The following is a 22,236-nucleotide window of genomic DNA, read 5'->3' as shown; positions in this document are numbered from 1 at the left end:
AGTAGTTGGAAAGAATACCATTAATGAATAACAAATTACAATTAAGTTTTTCCAGATGATACGTAACCACTTTAAGATTGCCTTCCGTTATTTGTTCAAGAACAAATTGTACTCTATACTCAATATCGTGGGGCTAGCATTGGGTATTGCGGCATTTGTAATTATTACGCTCTATGTGGGTTACGAACGCAGTTATGATAAATTTGAGGGATCAGACGAGGTTTTTAGAATCTATATGGATTATGCCGAAGGAGAAAACTTTGTCCCCGGTGATGCACAGACTTATAACCTATCAGGGCCTACCTTGAAAAAAGAGTTTCCCGAGATTATTGAGCAGGTAAGACTATATCGTTTGGAAAAAATCACTTTTGTGAATGGGGACAAAGTTATACAGCAACCGAACGGCTCCCTGGCAGATGAGAGCTACTTCAGAATTTTCGACAATCCACTCATTTCGGGCACTCTAAGCGATTTTAAGAAGCCCAATACCATTATTTTAACAAAAACTTTGGCCGAGAAGCTTTTTGGAGAAGATCAGGCCGTTGGCAAAAGTTTATCTGTTTTTGATGGAAGTAGCACAACTATGGAAGTTGTGGGGGTTATCAAGGATATTCCGAAAAATACACATTATAAAACAAATTTTTTGATTTCCTATTCAACAATTACTACGTGGGATAGAATGGGAAACAATGCTAAACCTAATTGGAATGGGAATAACTTTTTTACCTATATAAAAGTTGCCCCTAAAACAAATACGGACGCTCTGCGGAAAAAAATAATGGCCAGCGATTTTGAAAAGGATCCAAATGAAAGACACAATATTGAGGCGGTTTCAGATATCCATCTTCATTCAGACAAACCTTACGAAGCCGAAGCAAATGGAAGTAGCAGTAGAGTCAGGTTTCTTTCGGCAATTGCTTTTATCATACTTATTCTTTCTTGGTTGAATTACGTGAATTTGGCCACAGCAAAATCGCTGGAACGCTGTAAAGAAGTAGGCATTCGCAAGGTTGCCGGGGCACCGCGATCGCAATTAATTATTCAGTCCCTGGGAGAATCATTTTTACTGAATCTATTTGCCTTACTACTGGGCGTTGGACTCGTTTATTTAATGCTTCCGTTATTTAATCGGTTTGTGGGGAAAGAACTCGTTCTGGGACTTTCGAATTTGAGCATCATAGTACCTTACCTAGGATTTATTTTCTTAGGAACTTTGCTCTCGAGTCTTTACCCAGCGATGGTAATTAGCGGTTTTTCTCCGATACGCGCTTTAAAGGGAAAAGTAATTGCGTCTCGGGACGGAATCAATATCCGCAAGGGATTGATAGGTTTGCAGTTTTGTGCAACCGTAGTGCTTATTGTTGGCACCTTGGTCGTATCAAAACAGATTCAATTCTTGCGCGAACAGCCACTTGGTGTTGATCTTGGACAGATTGTAGCGCTGAACGGTGAGATTTTAGAAACACAGAGCGACTCTCTTATGGGGCAAAAAGCTTCCGTGTTAGAATCTGAATTACTCAAGTTGCCCTTTGTAGATACCGTGTCACAGTCCAAAACCTATCCCGGAGATGGCTACGATAACCTGTCTTCTACCGTAGGTATCACATTCCCGGATGGGATAGAACGAGAGCGCCAGTTATTTTACCTCTATGGGGCAAAATCCACTTACTTTGATGTGATGAATTTTAAATTCATTGCGGGTAAAGGATACGAGCCGGTATTGGAAGGCACCAAAAATTTTGATATCGTTTTGAATGAAACCTTTGCTCGAAAAATGGGATTCACAAATGCCTCTGAGATCGTTGGCAAAACTGTCAAATTTTGGGGTGAGAATTTTAAGGTTACAGGTGTGATTGCAGATTACCATCATTTTGGTCTAAAGAATAAAATAGAACCTTTGATTATTGGGAATTTATATTGGGCTTATGGCGGAAGTATGGACAATGTTTTGGTGAAAATGAATACAGGCCTCTCATTAGCATCGATGGACGAAAACCTGGATCAAATTCAGCAAAAATGGAAGGATGTTTTTCCGCAGAGCACATTGAATTATACGTTTCTCGATAAAAAATTTGAAGCTCAATATTTAGAAGATACAAAGTTTGGCACTGCATTTCAGATTTTTACAGGTCTTGCCATATTTATCGCCGGGTTGGGACTTTTCGGTCTTACATCATATACTATTTTACAGCGTAAAAAGGAAATCGGTATTAGGAAGGTAAGTGGTGCTTCGGTACTACAAATTCTAACCTTGCTTAACAAAGATTTTCTCAAGTTGGTAGGTATTTCTTTTATCCTAGCAGTACCAATCGCCTGGTACTTTATGGATAAGTGGTTGCAGGAATTTGCATATCAAACCAAATTGAGTTGGTGGATCTTTATTATTGCAGGAACAGCTGCATTTACGGTGGCCCTGTTATCGGTAAGCTTTCAAGCCACCAAAGCTGCTATAGCGAATCCAGTAAAAAGTTTGAGAACAGAATAATAATCATCAATCAAGAAACGTGCAGTTATGATCAAAAACTATATAAAATCCGCGAAAAGAAACATTCTAAAGAACAAGGGCGTGTATGGGATTAATATCATTGGTCTTAGTCTGGGTTTGGCTTCCTGCCTGCTTATTCTTCTATTTATACTGGATGAGATAAGTTATGATCGGTATAACCAAAAAGCTGATGATATCGTCCGGATTGTTTTTAAGGCTGAAATTGGAGGAGAAGAAATTAGTGAGGCGGTGGTTATGCCACCGGTTGGTCCAACTTTAGAAAATGAATTTCCAGAAGTGGTGACTGCTGCACGTCTTAAACAAATGAACGATCCTTCACTTTCCTATAATAATAAGATTTACAGGGACTTTGATTTCGCGTATATAGACCCTGAATTTCTTGAAGTTTTTGATCTTAAAATAATAGATGGAAATAATACGAATCCTTTAGAAGATCCTAATGCGGTTATTTTAACGAAAAAGCAGGCAAAACGCTATTTCGGAACTGAAAACCCTATTGGTAAGCGCTTAAATTTTGAAATCTGGGATAAGCAATTTACGGTTACCGCGGTTATTGAAGAAATTCCCGAAAATTCCCATTTTGAATTTGGAATGTTCGCTTCTATGAACGGATATGAGTATGCGAACAGTACCTCCTGGGTGAATTCTGATTTTCATACCTACCTGCTCTTAAAAGATGGTGCCCAATTTAAAAACCTGGAAGCAAAATTACCGGGAATTATGGATAAATATATGGGGCCACAAATTCGCGAAGCTGTTGGCGTTTCCTATTCAGAGTTTAAAGATAAGAATAGGGTAGGACTATTTTTACAACCGCTAACCGATATTCACTTAAATCCCGATTTTGTAAGTAGTGGACATTTAAAGCCCGGAATGGATATTAAATACTTATATATTTTTGGTGCGGTGGCCATCTTTATGTTATTTATTGCCTGTATAAATTTTATGAATTTAGCTACAGCTGCAGCTTCAAAAAGAGCCAAAGAAGTTGGAATTAGAAAGGTATTAGGTTCAGGGCAAAAACAACTTATAAAACAATTTTTAACCGAATCCTTTCTAGCTACTTTAATTGCAGCCATCCTTGCCATCTTATTAGTGGTATTTTTTCTACCCACCTTTAATGATCTGGCCGGGAAATCATTACAAGTTATTGACCTGCTTCAGTTTCCAATTGTGTTATCTACGTTGGCACTTATTGTTTTAGTTGCATTTCTAGCCGGTGGATATCCTGCCTTTTTTCTTTCCTCCTTTAAGCCGATTCAGGTTTTAAAAAGCAGGTTTTCTGCTTCTGGAAAAAGTAATTTTAGAAACGGGCTTGTGGTATTTCAATTCATCATTTCAGCAGGACTTATTTTGGCTACCATTGTTGTTTACCAGCAAATGGCTTTTATTCAGAATAAAGATCTGGGTTACAATAAAGACCATATTCTGGTGCTAAGGGATGCGCAACTATTGGGCGAACAAAGCGATGCTTTTAAAAACCAGATATTAGACGATTCCAGGGTGAAATCGGTAAGTAATTCCTCATTTCTACCAGCCGGTGCTACCGATATCAATATGTCTGGGATTTTACTTGATGATGAGTACCAAAGAAGAATGTTTATCTACAATGTAGATGAAGCTTATATTCCCACCTTAGGTTTGGAGCTGGTAGCCGGAAGAAATTTTTCAAAGGAATTTGGTGCTGAAGAGCATAAAGTCATCATAAATGAAACCGCTGCAAATTCGTTAGGGTTTCATCAAGATCCTATTGGGAAAACCTTTACCAAGGATACAGATGAAGGTGGCCGTGAATTAACCATAGTTGGCGTGGTAAAAGACTTTCATTTTAAATCCTTACACCGGGAGATCGAACCTTTAATTTTGATGAATAATCCTTATGGCGGCTTAATTGTAAGAACCAACACCGCTGATGTCGCCTCACTGTTAAGTAATATTGAAAGCGAATGGCAAAAATTCAGTCTTAAAGAACCATTCAGTTATACTTTTTTAGATGAATCTTTCAATAAAACTTATCTCCGGGAGCAAAAGATGGGAACCATTCTCAGCATTTTTACCGGGCTGACCATATTTGTAGCCTGTATGGGTTTATTCGGCCTGGTAACATTTGCTGCAGAAAGAAGGGTGAGGGAAATTGGGATCAGGAAAGTTTTAGGCTCAAGTGTTCCAGAGATAATAAGTTTGCTTTCCAAAGATTTTATCAAGCTGATTTTAATATCGTTTATCATAGCCTTTCCACTTGGCTATTTTCTAATGGAACAATGGCTCCAGGATTTTGCTTATAGAATTCAAATAAAATGGTGGGTTTTTCTGCTTGCCGGATTCCTTACTACACTCATCGCACTTATCACCATCGGATTTAAAAGTTATAAGGCTGCATCAGCCAATCCCATTAAAAGTTTAAGAACAGAATAAACTGATATTCACAACTACAACTAAAACTAAATTATGCAAAATATCTGCTTCTATTTGACACTACTATTGTTTTCCATTTGTAATTCAGTAATTGCTCAGGAAAAAATTTCAATTGAGCACTTTGATAAAGTAATAATTAGCCCTCATATTCAGGTAAGCTTCATTGAAGGCAATGAAGAGGCAGTAACAATTGAGAAAAATACTGAGAGTGAAGAAAAACTGAATATTGAGGTCAAGAACAAAACTCTTCGGGTTTACCTGGACGATGCCAGAGAAATTACCAAAAATGAAAAGGTGAAAAAAAATGGCAGGGAAATGAAGAAACCGATCTACAAGGGAACAGTGGTTACGGCCATTATCACTTACAAAACCTTGAAGGAATTGTCACTTAGAGGCGAAGAAATTATAGTCTGCGAAAGTCCTTTAAAAGAGAAAAAATTTCGATTGAAGATATATGGGGAATCAAATGTCACTTTAAATAAAGTAGATATTGAAAGACTTCGAACTTCCATATATGGCGAAAGTATTTTAAATATTAAAGCTGGTGAAATTAAGGAACAGAAGATCAGAGCTTATGGAGCTAGTAAAGTGAATGCACTTGAAGCTAAAACCCAAACTACAAAAATAACAGCTTATGGGGAATCTGATTTCTTTATTAATGCTAGTGAAGAAATAAAAATCACAGCTTATGGAGAAGCTTCTCTGGAATATAAAGGAAATCCTGAGATAAAGAAGGGACTGGTTTTAGGAGGCTTAAAAGTCAACAGATCTAAATAAATATGTTTGACTTCAGCGATAAACACTAAAAAATAAGAAATAAATAATAAGAATAACCAATGATACAACTCAACCACATTTATAAATGGGTAAAAACAGAAGGAAGAAGAATTTTCCTGCTCAATGATTTAAGCCTGAATATTGAAAAGGGAGAATTTCTTTCTGTTATGGGGCCATCTGGTTCTGGAAAATCTACACTACTAAATGTAATTGCTATGCTGGATGGATTTGACGAGGGCGAATATTTTTTTGAAGAGGAAGCTATTCACGATTTAAAACCGAAGAGGAGAACTGCAATTTTCAATGAAAATATTGGATTTATTTTCCAGGCCTATCATCTTCTGGACGATCTAACGGTGTATGAAAATATTGAAACCCCATTGCTTTATAAGAAAGTAAAAAGTTCTGAACGAAAGGCATTGGTAGCTGATATGTTAGACCGATTCAATATTGTTGGTAAGAAAGATTTGTTTCCGCACCAACTTAGTGGAGGGCAGCAACAATTGGTTGGGATTGCCAGGGCGCTGATAATTAAACCCAAACTGATCCTTGCTGATGAACCTACTGGTAACCTAAATTCCAATCAGAGTGATGACATTATGCAACTTTTTAAGGAATTAAATAAGGAGGGAGTTACTATAATCCAAGCCACGCATTCAGAAAGTAACGCGGCTTATGGGACAAGGACTATCAAGCTTCTGGATGGAAGTATTTCAAAAAAATAAAATCAGTATGTTTCAAAAATTTACTTGCCTACTATTTCTTGTTTTTTCTATTTCAGGAAACGCTCAGGATTCAGAATTACAATTAAACCTGGACGAAGCTATCGAAATTGCTTTAGATAATAATCTGGATGTCAAAAGTTCGGTGTTTAGAGAAAGAACTTCTGAATTACAATTTAAACAAACCCGTAATAGTAGATTGCCAGATCTCAATGCTACTTATAGCTATGGACTAAATAATGGGAGAAGTATAGATCCATTTACCAATACCTATATAGATGAAGAATTAACCTTTTCTAATGCAGGAATAGACCTGGGGGCGACTCTTTTTAATGGTTTTCAGATCAAAAACAGAATTCAGCGTGATCGTTTAAATTTACAGGCTGCGGAGATGGAAGTTCAGGAAGCCCGGCAAGAAATGGTTTTAAATGTTACGCTCGCTTATTTCCAGGTTTTAAATAATAAAGATCTGTTGGAACTGGCAAAAACAAGACGCGTGGCTACCGAGGATCAGGTAGAGCGTTTAAAAAACCTCAATGAGGAAGGGGAGGGAAGCCCGGCGAATTATACCGACATCCGGGGACAATTAGCCAATGATAAAGCTATTATTGCCGACGCTGAAAACAATTTAAAAGCCTCAAAACTTGAACTGAAAAGGCTGTTGAATATTGAAGTAGGAATTGATGTTACCCCTGAATACTTAACAACTGAACCAATTGAATACAGGCTTACCGCAGATGAAGTTTTTAAGGAATCCCTGGAAAACCTGGCTACTTTTAAAGCTGGGGAGTTGAGAATTGAAGCTGCAAAAGAAGATGTACAGGTTTCCAGAAGTTTATATTCACCTGAAATTTCCTTTTTCGCCCAATTAAACACCAATTATTCCAGTCTTGCCAGGCTCTTTAATGAAACCGGAGCGGCTATTGTTGAAACTGGACAATTTGTTCGGGTAGGTGATAATAACTTTTCGGTATTAGAGGAGCAAACAAATTTCGTAGCAGAAGAAATCCCATATCAGGATCAATTGATCAATAATCTAAACTCCAATGTGGGTGTAGCGGTTAGCATTCCTATTTTTAATGGTTTTAGGGCAAGAAATACAGTAGCGCTTCAAAAAATAGCCCTTGAAGAAAGGGAAGTAGAATTTGAACGAACAAGAAATGAATTCGAGCAGGCTATTCGGGAAGCTCATAACGATATGCAAACTGCATTTAACCGCTATGGAATTTATAAAGAACAGGTAGCTGCTTATTCAGAATCTTTTAGGGTTAATGAAATTCGTTTTAATAGTGGGGTTTCTAATATTGTTGATTATGTCATCAGTAAAAACAACCTGGATAATGCTAAAATAAATCTAGCCAACGCGCGCTATGAATACATTTTCAGAACTAAGATCCTGGATTATTATAGGGGTTTTTCCATATAACAAGAATGGGTAGATTAACTATTGCTATCTCTAATTTAGTTTATACGGATTTGATTCCTAAATAAAAGCTACTTCAAAGGCTATTCGAGGGTGTAATCTCAAGTCTGTCTAGACTTTGAAAATTAAATTAAAATTTTTAGACTAGATTATGACACAAGAAGAGATTAAGGAATTAAAGGAAAAAGCATTAAAACAATTTTTATCAGGAGAATCCCTAACCGGCAAAAACGGCGCTTTTGCTCCAATGCTTAGGGAGTTTATGGAAGAGGCCCTGGAAGCAGAAATGTCTTCGCACCTTTCCGATGAAGAAAAAGGCTCAAAAGCAGGTAATAAGCGTAATGGCAAAGGCAAAAAGACCCTAAAGAGCAGCCAAGGGGACGTCACCATTAACACGCCCCAGGATCGTAACAGTACCTTTGAGCCGGAGATCGTAGCGAAACGCCAGCGTATCCTGGCCGATAATTTAGAAAAGCAGATTATAGGCATGTACGGGATGGGCAATAGCCTGCGGGATATCTCAGCTCATATAGAGGAAATGTATGATTCCAAGATATCCACACACGTTCTAAGTGATATTACGGACCGGGTGATTCCCAAGGTTAAGGAATGGCAGGATCGCCCCTTGGAGCCGGTATATTGCATCCTATGGCTCGACGCGATGCACTTCAAGGTACGCGAAGAAGGCAAAGTAAAGCACAAGGCCTTGTATAATATTTTAGGAATAAATAAAGCTGGAAGAAAGGAAGTGCTGGGTATGTATATCTCGGAAAGTGAAGGGGCCAATTTTTGGCTTCAGGTGCTGACCCAATTAAACAACCGTGGCTTAAAAGATATTCTGATTGCCTGTACGGATAATCTTACGGGCTTTAGTGAAGCCATTCATTCTGTTTATCCCAAGACTGATATTCAGCTATGTATTGTCCACCAGATCCGCAATAGTATGAAGTATGTGGCCAGTAAGGATCAAAAAGATTTTATGAAAGACCTTAAACTGGTGTACAAGGCTGACACCAAAGACCAGGCTGAATCGGCTTTACTGGATCTGGAAGAAAAATGGGGCAAAAGATATCCCATAGTGATCCGTTCCTGGAATGATAACTGGGACCGATTGAGTGCTTATTTTGAATATACCGCACCCATTAGAAAACTCATATACACCACAAATGCCGTAGAGGCTTTTCACCGGCAGGTAAGAAAAGTAACCAAGACCAAAGGCGCTTTTACCAATGATATGGCACTATTGAAGCTGGTTTACCTAGCTACCAGAAGAATTGAAAAGAAATGGAACGCCCCACTGCAGAACTGGGGTTTGGTAGTTCAACAATTAGCTATTAAATTTGAAGGTCGGCTAGAGTTGGACTTAGCCACCAATGAAACGAAAAACTAAAATTTTCTTCTCCCGGGGGTACCCCCGGGAGAAGAAGCAGACAGAGTTGAGCTAACACTCCCGGCTATTCAATTCTTTAACGCTCCAAAGTTTTATTAAATACAAGAATCTCATCATTCTCTACAGAACTAAAATGAATGGTATAGTTCCCGGGGGATAAAGAAAATAAAATAGGTTCTTGCGATTGCTTTTTTAAAGTTGCTTGTAAAGGAACACTACCATTCTTATAAATATCGTATTCAGATTTCTTAAAAATTTTTATGAGTATTTCATCAGCATTTAAATCTGCAAACCGCCGAGGCTCGATTGTGAAATCCTGAGTTTTCATTTCCTGATCTATACTTTCTTGACGATTGGACTCCATGTTATTAATTACAAAAAAATCAACTGGCTTATCTAATTTTTCAAAGGAGCTTACCATACTCGTAGGTATTAAAGACAATTCATTTTGGGAGTTTCCTATCATATCAGACTGGTTTATGGTAAGAGGATTTAATTTTGTTAGTTCTTTAAAATATGCGGCCATTCGCTTACCTGATTTGGTTTCTTCTTCAAGAATATGATCCAGCCCGGCATAGACAAAGATTTTATGATTCGGATCCTCTTCTAAGATATGCTGGAGATTTTGGGCCTGTCCTAGCTCTCTATTGATCTCCTGATTTTGATTTTCATAGCCCACTAATATAAAACCCAATTCTTTGGCCTTGCGAATTAACTTACCAAAATTAGGTTCTCTTATATAAAACCCTGCATTTAAAGTAGGAAAGCCTCTTTCATTTATTTTTCGATCCTGGTTAGGGAATAGTGCTTCTAAAGCCAGGTGGGTATATCCGTTCTCTTTTAATTTTTTAAATAGTTGTATTGCAAATACACGGTGTTTTGGATACCAATGATTTTCATTAAGCATTACCACCCGCGTATCTTTGGCCAATTCAGAAATTTCATCGAGAACTCCTTTATTCACTTTGACCTCTGGGTTTTGTAATAGGGTATCGAGGATTGGTTTCAATTGATTTTTACGATTAGCCTCGAAATTCTCAATTTGATCTTTATAGTCTTCGTTATTTGAAAAAAAGGAATTTATGGTTGCCAGATATTGAAATTGCATCCACTCATTGGCATCAGTTTTTTCTACAGGCGCTGTATTTAATTCCTTTCTCGCTTTTAGGTAATTCGGAGAATCTTTAACTGCATTGAATACTTTATTATAAGTAAGTTCTTCTTTTACTTCAGCACCTATTGAAAGTGAATTTATGATGGATTCCCCGTCTTTGACGAGGGAGTTTAAACTATTATTATTGTTTTTCGCTTTGATATATAAATATGCGGTTTTATCATGGTTTACTTTTCTAAATAGTACCGTTCTGGATATAGTATCCTTTGAAATCAAAGTTCCTTTAATAGCATCAAGTTTTTTGTTGTTTTCCTGAATAAATAGAAAGACCTCGTATTCTGGATTTACATTGGTGGTACCGTAAGCTAATAGATCTTTAGCCTTTACTTCTTCTACATTTTGAATTTTTCGTTTGATTTTTCTGGATTTCAGATCGCTTAAGGATTTTAACTGAATATCACCGAAGTATTGCACCTGAAGCTCTAGTGGTTCATTATAGAGCTTACTTTGATTATAGTAATTGTGTTTGCTTAATGGATGATATGATTGACAAGAGCCTAGAAGGAGTAGGATTGATAAAAGAAGTAATAATTTTTTCATAGATTTTGAAAGCTAAGAATTTCGATAGAATGCAATATAAAACTAATTTGTTAGTTAAATAATTTTAAAAGCTATTTAATTTAGCATTATTGGAATTATAGAGGCAGTAGATGAAGATAGGGTAAAGTGAGATTTAATAATCTAAATTAGCTATACTTAATATCTAATCCATCCTAATGACAGCCCTTTACATTGTTTTTCAAGGTTTACATTAAGTTGAGGTAATAAAAAAAGGTTGTTGAAAAAGCTTAATTACTTTTTCAACAACCTTCTATATCTTAATTAAATACCTCTTTACTCGATAATCACGACTAATTACTTCGAGATATTTTTATTGAATATTTTCCTGAATCTTTTCAATGGCATTCTGTATAGATTTATCGGGTTCTATAATATTATTACTTCCCCAAAATTGTAGATCGGTAAAACCGGAAATATCATCGGCCATCACTACTCTTTTGTTTAAAAAGTTATCCCCTTTCTTAATTCTATCTTCGCTTTGTGGTTGCCAGTTGGTAACTGCCATTTCAGAATCTACCAGGTATCTTGAATTAAATAATTTTTTCTTCCAATTTACCACAAAAAGAAGTTGCGCGTTTGAATAACCAAAATACCATTTTCCGTCCTGCTGATGGTAATCTATATCATACATCACTTCAATTGGATAAACTTTGGTGCCTCCAGGTTTTTTATTTACAAACATATTGGTGGCTGCGCGCCGGTTATCCACATTCATATTTAATCTTGCTCTTACCAGACTTTGGGTTTCGGCATCAATAAAAAGCGTTCCAAAGAACCAGGGCATATCTTTATTCATATCTTCAAAGCTCACCACATATAAGTATCTATTATCGATTTGAGTGGGTTCTTCAAAACTGAATTCATAATTATCAAGGTCTCGCTCATAAAAAAGATAATCTGGATACTTCATCACATCAATAAACAAGGTATTAAATGGGCCGCCACGCAATTTTAAAGCCAGGGTATCTAAACGTTCATAATCGGCAGTTTTTCGGGCTTTAATAAGTTCTATGTCTTCTTCGCCATAATCACTGTATGGTTTTTTGTGAATTTTTACCACAGCTTCACTCAAAGAAACATTTCTATTGCCCTTACTTATACTTTCTCTATAAAAAGCAGTCATTTGGGTAGGGTCGTCAATATAATTATCTCCTCGATTATCCAGCATACTACGTACTAATCTCCGGGCATCCCCGGCTTCATAAACTTTTACTTCAGAAAGTTCTTCTACCACGGGCTCCAGATAAATAATTGTACCCTGAGATTTAAAATAACTCAGAGGTAAGTTTTTGCTCTGGTACCCCAAATAAGAAATATTTACCGTGGCAGGTCTCGTTCCTGCGGGTACTTTTAGAGAAAATTTTCCTTCGGAATTCGTAACCGTTGAGATATTGGTTTCATTTACCGACAAATGGGCGTTCACGATCACATCTTCATTATTCGAGTTGATCACTTCACCTTTATATTCTACATAATCCTGATCAGAATCCTGTAAAAATGGCAAAGCATTTAGAGGAGTATAGCAAATTAGCATACCCACTAAAAAAAGCATTAGGGATTTTAAATTTTTCACAGCTATAAGTTTTTGATATTCATCCTAATATACGAAATTTTGATGATAATTAATAGTGAAAATTTAAGCTGAACACAATATTTTTCATTTAAAATGAAGAAAATTTATAAATACACTAAAATTGATTAATTTCGAGGTGAAAAGCAATTCACTTAGTTTTCCTAAAGTATGGGCCACCATCATCATAAGAATTCTTCTGAAAAAAATCTCAGACTTGTATTTTTCCTCAATCTCGGATTTACCATTATTGAATTTATTGGCGGAATTTATGTGAATAGTATTGCTATTATCTCAGATGCGGTACACGATCTTGGTGATAGTCTTTCGTTGGGAACCTCCTGGTACCTGGATCATAAATCACAGCAGAAAAGCGACTCCAAATTTTCTTTTGGATACCGGAGATTCTCTCTTTTAGGGGCATTACTTAATAGTTTAATTCTTATTGCAGGTTCTGTTTATGTAATTTATGAAGCGGTGGGCAGGCTTATGGCCCCTGAACATTCTGATGCCGAAGGAATGATGATTTTTGCTTTTATTGGGGTAGCGGTTAACGGATTTGCCGCCTGGAAATTGAGCAGTGGTAAAACCTTAAACGAAAAAGTGATTTCCTGGCACCTAATGGAAGATGTTCTGGGATGGGCTTCGATCCTCGTTGTGGCTATTATTTTGCAATTTAAAGATATCCATTACCTTGATCCGGCTTTATCTTTGGTAATCACACTCTATATTTTATGGAATGTTTTTAAAAGATTAAAAGAAACACTTTTTATTTTTCTGCAGGGCACACCTTCTGATATTAATCTGGAGGAAGTAAAACAACAAATTGAAGAAATCCCCGGGGTAGCTTCATCACATCATGTACATATTTGGTCACAAGAGGGAGAGCATCATGTGTTTACCGCGCACGTAAAATTGCAAAATGTCAATAGTGTTGACGAATACCTAAATCTTAAATCTGAAGTATTAGATTCTTTGAAAACATATAATTTTGAACACTTTACCATCCAGTTTGAGCTGGATTCTGAAACCTGCAGTTTAGAGTAGTTATAGTTTTGACTTTTTATTTTTAATCAGCAACCCGCAACCCGCAACTCTAAATTCTATTTCACCACCAAACTACTATATCCCTGTCCATTTCTGGTAAGTTGAATTTGGGTTCCAATACGCTCTTTTAACGAAGCTACGTGACTTATAATCCCGATGGTTTTACCCGATTCTGCCTGGAGTTTTTCTAAAGTGTCCAGGGTTTGATCTAAAGTTTCAGGGTCTAAAGTTCCAAAACCTTCATCGATAAAAAGACTGTTTATTTCTACATTTCTGGAAGCGAGATCAGATAAAGCCAGTGCGAGAGATAAACTCAATAGAAAAGTTTCTCCACCAGAAAGCGTTTTAACCGATCGTCTTTGCCCGCCCATATCCTCGTCTATCGCTACCAGGCCATCGTCTTCGCCATCTATAGCTTTATCTATTTTGTAACGTTCACTTAAATCTTTTAGCCTAATATTGGCCAAATAGATAAGCTGTGATAAAGTAAGGTCTTGCGCAAAATCATTGAATTTCTTTCCCTGCCTGTCTCCAATAAGTGTATTTAAAAGTCGCCAGCGTTTGCATTCCTTTTCCTTTTCTGCAATTTGATTTTCAAGGTTTTTTAGGCGAGAAATGTATTCCGTATTGTTGCCAAGTTTTCTTCTTAATTCTTCGCAATTTGACTGCGTTGATAGAAAATCTTCCTGCTTCTGTTTTTGCTCTGTCGTTAAGTCATCTATAGAACGTTTACTTTCATTTTCTTTTATCTCTTTTAATTGTTTTCTAAGGGTAGAAATTTCTGTCTCAACAATGCTTTTTTGCTTTAAAAAATCATCTTTCTGCTTTTTTAAGTCAAAGAATTTATTTCCGGGTAATAGCGAATGGTATGCATTTTCAAGGCATTCAAAATTTTTATTTAAGACCTGCTGTTCCAGTTTTTCCCGTAATTCATTATAAATCTTAGATTTTTGCTGAAGTTGTTCTTTTTGCTCCTTTTCCTGTTCCTGTAGATATTTTTTTTCCTGGTTTAATGAATTCCAGCGATCCATTAATTGCTGACTATCCTCACCAATATTTTTTCCCGAATATTGCTCCTGAAGTTGCTGCTGCAGTAATTTTCCGCGTTGAAGTATTTTTTCTAATTCTTCTAAAATAGGGTAGCCGCTTTCTATTGCTTTTAATTGCTGATTTATAGTTTCAAAAAATTCTAAATTCTCAATGTTAGTATTAAGCCTGGAAATGTGAGTTTCCCAATTTATGGCTTCCGGCTTTTCAAAACCGGGATATTTTTGTTTAAAATCCTTTTCGTTTTTAGTAATCTCGGCCTCAATTTCACCTAATTGCTTTTGGTATTTTTTCAATGATTCTTCTAAATGCAAAAGTTTAGATTTCACCTGGGTAAGTTTTGTATTATGTTGATCTATTTCTGAATTTTTTGCTGAAATTTTCACCGCAAGATCATCTTCAAAATCGGGAAGGTGTTCAGAATAGGGGTGATCATGAGATCCACAGAGCGGGCAGGCTTCTCCCGTTTTAAGTGAATTCCTAAGGTCTTCTAATTGCGCAGTTTTTAACTGATTATCTTTTTTTAACTGAAGGATCTCCAAATCCTTTTTCAAAGAAATAAGCAAAGTTTCTTCTTCCTGAACAATTTTAGGCAAACTTTCCAATTCCGGTTGAAGCGATTGTATTTCCTTTTTTAGATCTAATTGGTTCTGTTTTTGCTGCAGATTTTTCTCTGAAAAACTCCTGGCTACATGGCTTTTTTCTAATTCAGTTTTTAACCGGTTTTTTTCTGAAGCTAGATTTTGTTTGTCTATTTCTTTTAAATCAACCTCTAACTGCTTTTTTTGTTGTGTTTTTTCTGCTTTAAGATTTCTAAAAATCTCTTTTCCAAGTTTTAAATCATTCTCTGGAAATTCCAGGTTTAATTCACGCGTTTCGGTTTTAAATAACTGCAGTTTACTTTTATAATCACGTCCCAGGGAAGTTTTTTCTTCCTGGAGTTTTCTTATTTTCTCTGTAAAATCGCTTAATTTTTCCTTAAGATTTTCTGCAGAAACTTCTTCGTGAACAAAACTTTTTACCTGCTGAATAAAATTGATCGTGTTTTCTTTATTCGACTCAATTTTTTCTGAAGTCTTACCTAAACCGGATTTTAAATCTTCTAATTCCTGTTTAAATCTTTTCCAGGTATGTAATTCTTCAGCTATTGGTTGTAGTTTTTCGTGCTGTTTCAGGCTTTCGCCGTATTCGTTTTCAAATTCTTTTAGCTGCTCATGTAGTTTTATTTCTTTTTCATTTAAACTACTAATTTCCTTCTCCTGGTTTTTAATGCTTTGCTTTAATTCCAGTTGTTTATCAATCAACTTTAAATTCTTCTGTAAACTTTCCGTTTTAGCTGTTTTTTCCTTTAGATCTTTATTGAAAATTTCTAAATCTTCTTTAGAAAGCAAATACGAGCTAATCAATTTTATCTCGTTTTGCTGCTTTTCAATTTCCGAAGTCTCGGCTTTAAATCGTTCAAAAGCCAATATTCCCAACTGCCGATAAATTCCGGTGCCGGTAATTTTTTCCAGCAATTCTCCACGTTCCTCTTTTTTAGCCGAAAGAAATTTGGCAAAATCACCCTGCGCCAGTAAAACCGATTTAATAAACTGGTCGTAATTTAACCCGATTAAATCTTCGTTTTTCGCCGGGACTTCAGATTTCTTGAGATCTAAAATCGAGTTATCCTGAAGATTCGCAATCTCCATATTATAATCGTTAAGGTTTCCATTTCGGTTCACCTCAATGCTCCAGGAAGAAGTGAAACGGCCGGCATTGGTTTGGTAAGTAACTTTGGCGTATGCTTCTTTCTGGTTTCTGGTAAGAATCGCGCCTTTTTCCCTGATTTCCTTTTTGCTGATTTTCCCCAATCGCGGCACTTGATTAAATAACGCCAGCGAGATCACATCCAGAATGCTGCTTTTTCCGCTTCCCGTGGGACCGGTGATGGCAAACAGCGTATTTCCCGAAAAAGGAGCAGCTTCAAAATCAATAAAATTTTCACCCTTCAGGGAGTTGATATTTTTAAAAGCTATGCTTAGGATCTTCATTGTTTAAACTCTTTTTGATTGATGCACTTCTTCTAGAATTTCATTAAAAGCGCTCAATAATTCTTTACGAGTATCTTCATCTTCTTCCTGCTTATCTACTAATTTTTGAAAAACATCTAAAGGCTGAAGATCTTCCAATTGCTGTTTTTGCTCATAAAGTTCGCCACTACCGCTTATTTTATTTTCAAAAGTTGCGCGGTGTTTTACGATTTCATAACCTTCCACCTTAAAATTATCAACTAGCTGGTCCAACTCATAAATTTTATTAGAATCAAAATTCGCTTCTTTCAATTCAATTTCAATTAAAGAAGCAAGTCCATCACGAGCTTGCAGCTCCAATAATTTTTGCTGAAGGATTTCCAGGGTACCGGTGATTTTTAGCAACTTCCTAAAAACTGGAATTTCTATATTCTGCGGTTCCCAACCTGTTTCGGTATCTAAAAGTAAAATGCGGTTCTTATTGCTGCGCTCGCTAAAGGATAGCGGAATAGGGGATCCGCTGTAAAAAGTAGGGGTTTGAGCGTTTACCCTTTGTGGTTTATGAATATGGCCCAATGCGATATAATTAAAATACTTTCCAAATTGAAGCGCATTAAAAGCCGCCTGGTTTCCGATTTGGATATCGCGTTCGCTTTCTGAAGTTTCGGCACCGGCGGCAAAAAGATGTCCCATAGCGATTGTGGGACTGCCTGGATATTCGGTTTCACAAAATTCAGCAGCATCTAAAAAGGTTTGCTTAATTCCCTTTCGCAAAGCATCTAAACGATCTTCATAAGAATTACCCTGGCTGGCAGTTCTTAAATCGGCATCCCGCAAATAGGGGAGGGCAGCGACGAGCAATTCGGTTTGATTTTCTTTATTTTTTATAGGAATAATACATTCCGAAATTTCATCTGGCAAACCTCCAATAATGTGAATATCCAGTTCGCGCAAAACTTCTTGTGGAGCGTTTAGCATGGCGGGAGAGTCGTGATTGCCACCGGTAAGAATAATCTTGCAGTCTAAACGCTTCAACTTCATTAAAGCTTTAAAATATTGCTGCCTGGCTTCCGAAGAAGGATTAGCAAGATCAAAAACATCACCCGAGACCAATAATACTTCCACTTTATTTTCAGCAATACACTGGCAAAGCCAATCTATAAAAAGATCAAAATCTGGGTGCAGACTGTGTTTATGCAATTTTTTACCAATATGCCAGTCGGCGGTATGCAAGATTTTCATAGGAGTCGGTTAAGTATTTGTGCCGGTGTGAAAGCCCGAAAGTAATAAAAATTGCCTGTTTAAAATATTAGAATTAAGCCTGAATATCTTTAATTTTATATCGTTAACGTTCCTGCGAGGTTTTTAACCTTGTATAGTGGTTAGTAGATTATAAGATTTTTTGTAGATAATAATTTTACGTCTAAAACTTTGTAAAAAAATGCCTTTTAACCAATACGAACCTTTCGAAGAAAAATTAAATGTGATCTCACATGCTTTTGGTTTTGCCTTAAGCATATTAGGTCTTGTTCTATTAATAGTAAGGGCCAACGAACTTGGTGAAGTGGTGCACCTTGTGAGCTTTAGTATTTTTGGTGCGAGTATGATCTTACTCTATGCGGCTTCTACCTTATATCACTCTGCCACGAATAAAAATTGGCGTTACCGGTTAAATATTCTGGATCACGCTTCTATTTATGTGCTCATTGCCGGAAGCTATACGCCTTTTGCACTGGTTACTTTAGAAGGTTGGGTAGGTTGGACTATTTTTGGAGTTGTTTGGGGTTGTGCCCTTACCGGCATTATTCTTAAACTTTTTTACATCGGAAAATATCAAACCCTGTCTACAATAATGTATGTAGTCATGGGCTGGATTATTGTATTTGCAATTAAGCCTTTGTATGATAATTTAAGTTCTGAAGGTTTATGGTGGCTAATAGGCGGCGGGCTCTCTTACACCATTGGCGCTGTATTATTTAGTTTAGATAAGGTGAAATTTAATCACGCCATCTTTCATATTTTTGTGCTTTTCGGTACGTTTTGCCATTATCTTTCCATTTATTTTTATGTATTGCCGGGATAGACTTTCGGTTGAAAATGTCTAATTTTAAATTCTGAAGAAAATGATTTTTCAGAATTTATAAATAGGACAGCCAATATTTTATGCTAGAGGAATTAAAAGAAGCCTACGGATTTATTTTTGAAGACGAACTCATTGAAGAAATTGCCCAGGTAGGTAGTTTACAGAGAATTAATGCCGGTGAAAAAATCATTGAAATTGGTGATTACGTAAAAATGATGCCTCTATTAATGGAAGGGGCTATTAAAGTTATGCGCGAAGATAAAGATGGAGACGAACTTCTCCTGTATTTTCTTGAACGTGGCGATACCTGCGCAATGACGCTTTCCTGTTGTCTTGGCCAAACCAAAAGTGAAATTAGGGCTATAGCCGAACGCGATACAAAATTGATTATGATTCCCATTGAAAAAATGGAAGAATGGACCTCCAAATATAAATCCTGGCGCGATTTTGTTTTTGAAAGTTATCACGCCCGGCTCAACGAAATGCTGGAAACCATAGATACCATCGCTTTTATGAATATGGATCAGCGTTTAATGAAATATCTTCAGGATAAGGCGAAAATCAATCAAAACGAAATAATTGCAGCTACCCATCAACAAATTGCTTACGATTTGCATACTTCGAGGGTAGTGATTTCCAGGTTATTAAAAAAACTGGAAATTGACGGTAAGATAAAACTTCAACGTAACAGCATAGAAATAATGGAACTTTAATTCTTTGTAACCCTTGTTACTGTACAACACCCATATTGCAGGTAATTTTGCATCGAAATAAAATTATAATATGGAAATACTTGAAATACTGGGTTACGTTGGGGCATTGGTGATTGGTATTGTTTTAGGCCTTATTGGTGGCGGGGGTTCTATCTTAACGGTTCCCGTGCTGGTTTATCTACTGGCAATAAATCCGGTGACAGCCACGGCGTATTCGCTTTTTGTAGTTGGAGCATCTTCTTTAGTGGGCGCTTTTAAAAATATGCAGAAGAAACTGGTAGATTTTAGAACTGCCATTGTTTTTTCTATTCCTGCGTTTATTGCGGTTTATGCTACTCGAAAATGGATGGTACCCGCTATTCCAGAATCTCTTTTTAGTATCGGGCAATTTGAGATTACCAAGAACATTGGGATAATGCTGTTTTTCGCAATTATAATGATTCTGGCTTCGGTCTCTATGATTAGGGAAAACGGAAAGCAAAAAACTAAAGATGAAGCAATTCGCTATAATTATCCGCTAATTATTATTGAAGGAATTGTAGTTGGAGTTTTAACCGGAATTGTTGGTGCAGGCGGTGGATTCCTAATAATTCCTGCATTAGTGCTTTTAGCGAAACTACCAATGAAAAAAGCAGTGGCTACTTCATTATTAATCATCGCAATCAAATCGCTAATCGGTTTTATTGGTGATGTTCAAAATATGAATATTGAATGGCTGTTTTTAGCAATTTTCACCGGACTTTCCATGATAGGAATGTTTATAGGAATTTATCTGAATAAATTTATAGACGGAAATAAATTGAAAAAAGGTTTCGGCTGGTTTGTACTAATAATGGGTATTTACATTATTTGGGCTGAAATTTCGTAAATTCCAATCAGGAAAACTGATGCGATACCTTTTAAAAACTACTTTTATGTCGGGATGCAATTTTTGCTTTTTATAGCCTGGCTATTTGAAATTGAAACTTTAGAATTTAACCGGTTGGAACTGTTTCAACCGGTTTTATTAGTTTTAAGCTGAATAGGTTTTTTAATTGTTTTAACTGCAATCCTTCAACTCAACACCAATCTTTCCCCTTTTCCTAAACCAAAAGAAAATGCCAGTTTAATTACCACAGGAATTTTTAAATATATAAGGCATCCCATTTACTCCGGAATTCTAATTTTCCTATTCTTTCTCTCGTTATATTTTGCATCCACTTATAAGATAGGAATCACGGTCTTATTGCTAATTTTATTCTTGTTTAAATCAGTATACGAAGAAGAACAATTATGGTTAAAATATCCAAATTATCGCGATTACCGGCAGCACACCGGCAGATTTTTCCCTAAATTTATTCGTTGAAAAATATATTGATTTTTCACAAAAAATACTACCAATCAATTAAATCAATTTGATGGAGAATTTAGATTACGCACGCCTGCAAATGGCCTTTACTCTAGGCTTTCATATCATTTTTGCCTGTATAGGGATGGTGATGCCGTTTTTTATGGTTGTTTCGCACCACAAATGGTTAAAAACCAGAAATCCTATTTATAAAAGATTAACTATGGCCTGGTTAAAAGGAGTAGCAATTTTCTTTGTTACCGGTGCGGTTTCGGGAACAGCACTTTCTTTTGAACTTGGAATGCTATGGCCCGAATTTATGAAACACGCCGGGCCTATCATTGGGATGCCCTTTTCGCTAGAAGGCGCCGCCTTTTTTGTAGAAGCCATCGCTCTCGGTTTTTATCTATACGGCTGGAATAAACTTCCCGAAAAATTTCACTGGTTCACCGGAGTGATAATTGGAGTCGCAGGGGTAGCTTCCGGAATACTGGTGGTTTCTGCCAACGGCTGGATGAATGCGCCCTCGGGTTTTGATTATATAAATGGAGAATTCACCAATATAGATCCTGTTGCAGCATTATTAAATCCGGCCTGGTTTACACAGGCTTTGCATATGACTTTAGCTGCATTCGTTGCCACCAGTTTTGGGGTGGCCGGGATTCATGCTTTTCAAATTTTCCGCAAAAGAAATGTAGAATTGCATACTAAAGCCTTTAAAATTGCTATTGTTTTTGGAGCGGTTGCCGCTTTTCTACAACCTATTAGCGGTGATCTTTCAGCAAAAGATGTGGCAGAGCGCCAACCGGTAAAACTCGCTGCCATGGAGGCGCATTACGAAACATCTAAAGGAGCTCCGCTTTATATTGGTGGAATTGTAGATGAAGAAAATAGAACGGTTTCTAATAAGATTGAAATTCCAAAAGCACTATCCTTTCTGGCTTTTGGAGATTTTGATGCTGAAGTAAAAGGTTTAAACGATTTCCCTGATGATGAACTGCCACCGGTAGCGATTGTACATTATGCCTTTCAAACTATGGTTGGAATAGGGACTTTATTAATGTTTGCGGGATTAATCTATTTTATAAGTTTAAGAAAGAAAAACTGGCTTAAAAATAAATATTACTGGTTGTTGTTTATAGTAGTTGCGCCGCTTGGTTTTGTGGCGATAGAAGCCGGTTGGATAGTTACCGAAGTTGGAAGACAACCCTGGATTATCCATCAAATTATGAGAACTGAAGATGCCGTAACCCCAATGCCAGGGATGAAATATAGTTTCTTCTATTATCTTTTTCTTTATACCGTTCTCGCCCTAACCGTAACCTGGTTGATGAATCGTCAAATAAAATCGCTAAACCAGGAACCTGAAGAGGCTAAATCCACAGAAAATGATTCAAAAATGAAATCATTTGATCGCGATCAGGCCCGTAAAAATAAACCCAGTAATATGAATAAAACTGAAGATTAAT

16 protein-coding genes are annotated in these 22,236 nt (G+C 36.7%); 12 read left to right on the top strand and 4 right to left on the bottom strand.

What is annotated here, in order from left to right; genetic code table 11:
• Positions 1–55 precede the first annotated feature (55 nt).
• From B5488_RS09600 to B5488_RS09575, 6 genes are all read left to right on the top strand, one after another.
• Positions 56–2,485 carry an ABC transporter permease gene (locus B5488_RS09600; protein ID WP_079735063.1) on the top strand — a complete coding sequence of 810 codons (2,430 nt, stop codon included), beginning with the start codon at positions 56–58 and terminating at the stop codon, positions 2,483–2,485.
• 27 nt (positions 2,486–2,512) lie between these two features.
• A complete protein-coding gene (locus B5488_RS09595) occupies positions 2,513–4,921 on the top strand; it encodes an ABC transporter permease (protein ID WP_079735062.1) in 2,409 nt (802 codons plus the stop codon).
• 33 nt (positions 4,922–4,954) lie between these two features.
• Positions 4,955–5,698, top strand: coding sequence for a head GIN domain-containing protein (locus B5488_RS09590; protein ID WP_079735061.1), 744 nt, complete (start codon positions 4,955–4,957; stop codon positions 5,696–5,698).
• Positions 5,699–5,757: 59 nt separating this feature from the next.
• Positions 5,758–6,423, top strand: coding sequence for an ABC transporter ATP-binding protein (locus tag B5488_RS09585; RefSeq protein WP_079735060.1), 666 nt, complete (start codon positions 5,758–5,760; stop codon positions 6,421–6,423).
• Between the two features lie 7 nt (positions 6,424–6,430).
• Positions 6,431–7,846, top strand: coding sequence for a TolC family protein (locus B5488_RS09580; RefSeq protein ID WP_079736573.1), 1,416 nt, complete (start codon positions 6,431–6,433; stop codon positions 7,844–7,846).
• 148 nt (positions 7,847–7,994) lie between these two features.
• The gene (locus B5488_RS09575) at positions 7,995–9,233 is read left to right on the top strand and encodes an IS256 family transposase (RefSeq protein WP_079733433.1); all 1,239 of its coding nucleotides are present in this window, start codon (positions 7,995–7,997) and stop codon (positions 9,231–9,233) included.
• A 76-nt stretch (positions 9,234–9,309) separates the two neighbouring features.
• On the opposite strand, the gene B5488_RS09570 is transcribed toward B5488_RS09575, so the two are convergent.
• Together B5488_RS09570 and B5488_RS09565 are read right to left on the bottom strand one after the other, a co-directional pair.
• Positions 9,310–10,947, bottom strand: a complete 1,638-nt coding sequence (locus B5488_RS09570) for a hypothetical protein (protein WP_079735059.1) — start codon at positions 10,945–10,947, stop codon at positions 9,310–9,312.
• Positions 10,948–11,278: 331 nt separating this feature from the next.
• Positions 11,279–12,541, bottom strand: coding sequence for a carboxypeptidase-like regulatory domain-containing protein (locus B5488_RS09565; RefSeq protein WP_146128738.1), 1,263 nt, complete (start codon positions 12,539–12,541; stop codon positions 11,279–11,281).
• A gap of 168 nt (positions 12,542–12,709) precedes the next feature.
• On the opposite strand from B5488_RS09565, the gene B5488_RS09560 reads away from it, so the two are divergent.
• A complete protein-coding gene (locus tag B5488_RS09560; RefSeq protein ID WP_079735057.1) occupies positions 12,710–13,585 on the top strand; it encodes a cation diffusion facilitator family transporter in 876 nt (291 codons plus the stop codon).
• A 56-nt stretch (positions 13,586–13,641) separates the two neighbouring features.
• Here the strand turns inward: B5488_RS09560 and B5488_RS09555 are convergent, their stop codons facing one another.
• Both B5488_RS09555 and B5488_RS09550 read right to left on the bottom strand, forming a co-directional pair.
• On the bottom strand, positions 13,642–16,665 hold the full coding sequence (locus B5488_RS09555) for an SbcC/MukB-like Walker B domain-containing protein (protein WP_079735056.1): 3,024 nt from the start codon (positions 16,663–16,665) through the stop codon (positions 13,642–13,644).
• A gap of 3 nt (positions 16,666–16,668) precedes the next feature.
• Entirely contained in the window at positions 16,669–17,886 is a 1,218-nt protein-coding gene (locus tag B5488_RS09550) for an exonuclease SbcCD subunit D C-terminal domain-containing protein (RefSeq protein ID WP_079735055.1), read from the bottom strand.
• Positions 17,887–18,085: 199 nt separating this feature from the next.
• On the opposite strand from B5488_RS09550, the gene trhA reads away from it, so the two are divergent.
• The 5 genes from trhA to B5488_RS09525 all read left to right on the top strand — a co-directional run bounded on the left by trhA (position 18,086) and on the right by B5488_RS09525 (position 22,235).
• Positions 18,086–18,727 carry a PAQR family membrane homeostasis protein TrhA gene (trhA, locus tag B5488_RS09545; RefSeq protein WP_079735054.1) on the top strand — a complete coding sequence of 214 codons (642 nt, stop codon included), beginning with the start codon at positions 18,086–18,088 and terminating at the stop codon, positions 18,725–18,727.
• A gap of 80 nt (positions 18,728–18,807) precedes the next feature.
• Positions 18,808–19,440, top strand: coding sequence for a Crp/Fnr family transcriptional regulator (locus B5488_RS09540; protein ID WP_079735053.1), 633 nt, complete (start codon positions 18,808–18,810; stop codon positions 19,438–19,440).
• A 70-nt stretch (positions 19,441–19,510) separates the two neighbouring features.
• Entirely contained in the window at positions 19,511–20,308 is a 798-nt protein-coding gene (locus B5488_RS09535) for a sulfite exporter TauE/SafE family protein (RefSeq protein ID WP_079735052.1), read from the top strand.
• 153 nt (positions 20,309–20,461) lie between these two features.
• Positions 20,462–20,785: a methyltransferase family protein gene (locus tag B5488_RS18405; protein WP_079735051.1), complete on the top strand. Its 324-nt coding sequence runs from the start codon at positions 20,462–20,464 to the stop codon at positions 20,783–20,785.
• A gap of 52 nt (positions 20,786–20,837) precedes the next feature.
• On the top strand, positions 20,838–22,235 hold the full coding sequence (locus tag B5488_RS09525; RefSeq protein WP_079735050.1) for a cytochrome ubiquinol oxidase subunit I: 1,398 nt from the start codon (positions 20,838–20,840) through the stop codon (positions 22,233–22,235).
• Position 22,236 lies beyond the last annotated feature (1 nt).

The sequence above is a fragment of the Salegentibacter salegens genome, from assembly GCF_900142975.1.
GTDB classification, from domain to species: Bacteria; Bacteroidota; Bacteroidia; order Flavobacteriales; family Flavobacteriaceae; genus Salegentibacter; species Salegentibacter salegens.
The sequence above is the reverse complement of the archived record's forward strand: the minus strand, read 5'-3'. Positions and strand labels throughout refer to the sequence as shown.

What these genes read in the sequence shown, in the direction of transcription:
- B5488_RS09550 (WP_079735055.1), bottom strand. Translation starts at nt 17,886, where the DNA reads ATGAAAATCTTGCATACCGCCGACTGGCATATTGGTAAAAAATTGCAT.
- B5488_RS09585 (WP_079735060.1), top strand. Translation starts at nt 5,758, where the DNA reads ATGATACAACTCAACCACATTTATAAATGGGTAAAAACAGAAGGAAGA.
- B5488_RS09540 (WP_079735053.1), top strand. Translation starts at nt 18,808, where the DNA reads ATGCTAGAGGAATTAAAAGAAGCCTACGGATTTATTTTTGAAGACGAA.
- B5488_RS09555 (WP_079735056.1), bottom strand. Translation starts at nt 16,665, where the DNA reads ATGAAGATCCTAAGCATAGCTTTTAAAAATATCAACTCCCTGAAGGGT.
- trhA (WP_079735054.1), top strand. Translation starts at nt 18,086, where the DNA reads ATGCCTTTTAACCAATACGAACCTTTCGAAGAAAAATTAAATGTGATC.
- B5488_RS09535 (WP_079735052.1), top strand. Translation starts at nt 19,511, where the DNA reads ATGGAAATACTTGAAATACTGGGTTACGTTGGGGCATTGGTGATTGGT.
- B5488_RS09590 (WP_079735061.1), top strand. Translation starts at nt 4,955, where the DNA reads ATGCAAAATATCTGCTTCTATTTGACACTACTATTGTTTTCCATTTGT.
- B5488_RS09525 (WP_079735050.1), top strand. Translation starts at nt 20,838, where the DNA reads ATGGAGAATTTAGATTACGCACGCCTGCAAATGGCCTTTACTCTAGGC.
- B5488_RS09595 (WP_079735062.1), top strand. Translation starts at nt 2,513, where the DNA reads ATGATCAAAAACTATATAAAATCCGCGAAAAGAAACATTCTAAAGAAC.
- B5488_RS09560 (WP_079735057.1), top strand. Translation starts at nt 12,710, where the DNA reads ATGGGCCACCATCATCATAAGAATTCTTCTGAAAAAAATCTCAGACTT.
- B5488_RS09580 (WP_079736573.1), top strand. Translation starts at nt 6,431, where the DNA reads ATGTTTCAAAAATTTACTTGCCTACTATTTCTTGTTTTTTCTATTTCA.
- B5488_RS09575 (WP_079733433.1), top strand. Translation starts at nt 7,995, where the DNA reads ATGACACAAGAAGAGATTAAGGAATTAAAGGAAAAAGCATTAAAACAA.
- B5488_RS09600 (WP_079735063.1), top strand. Translation starts at nt 56, where the DNA reads ATGATACGTAACCACTTTAAGATTGCCTTCCGTTATTTGTTCAAGAAC.
- B5488_RS09570 (WP_079735059.1), bottom strand. Translation starts at nt 10,947, where the DNA reads ATGAAAAAATTATTACTTCTTTTATCAATCCTACTCCTTCTAGGCTCT.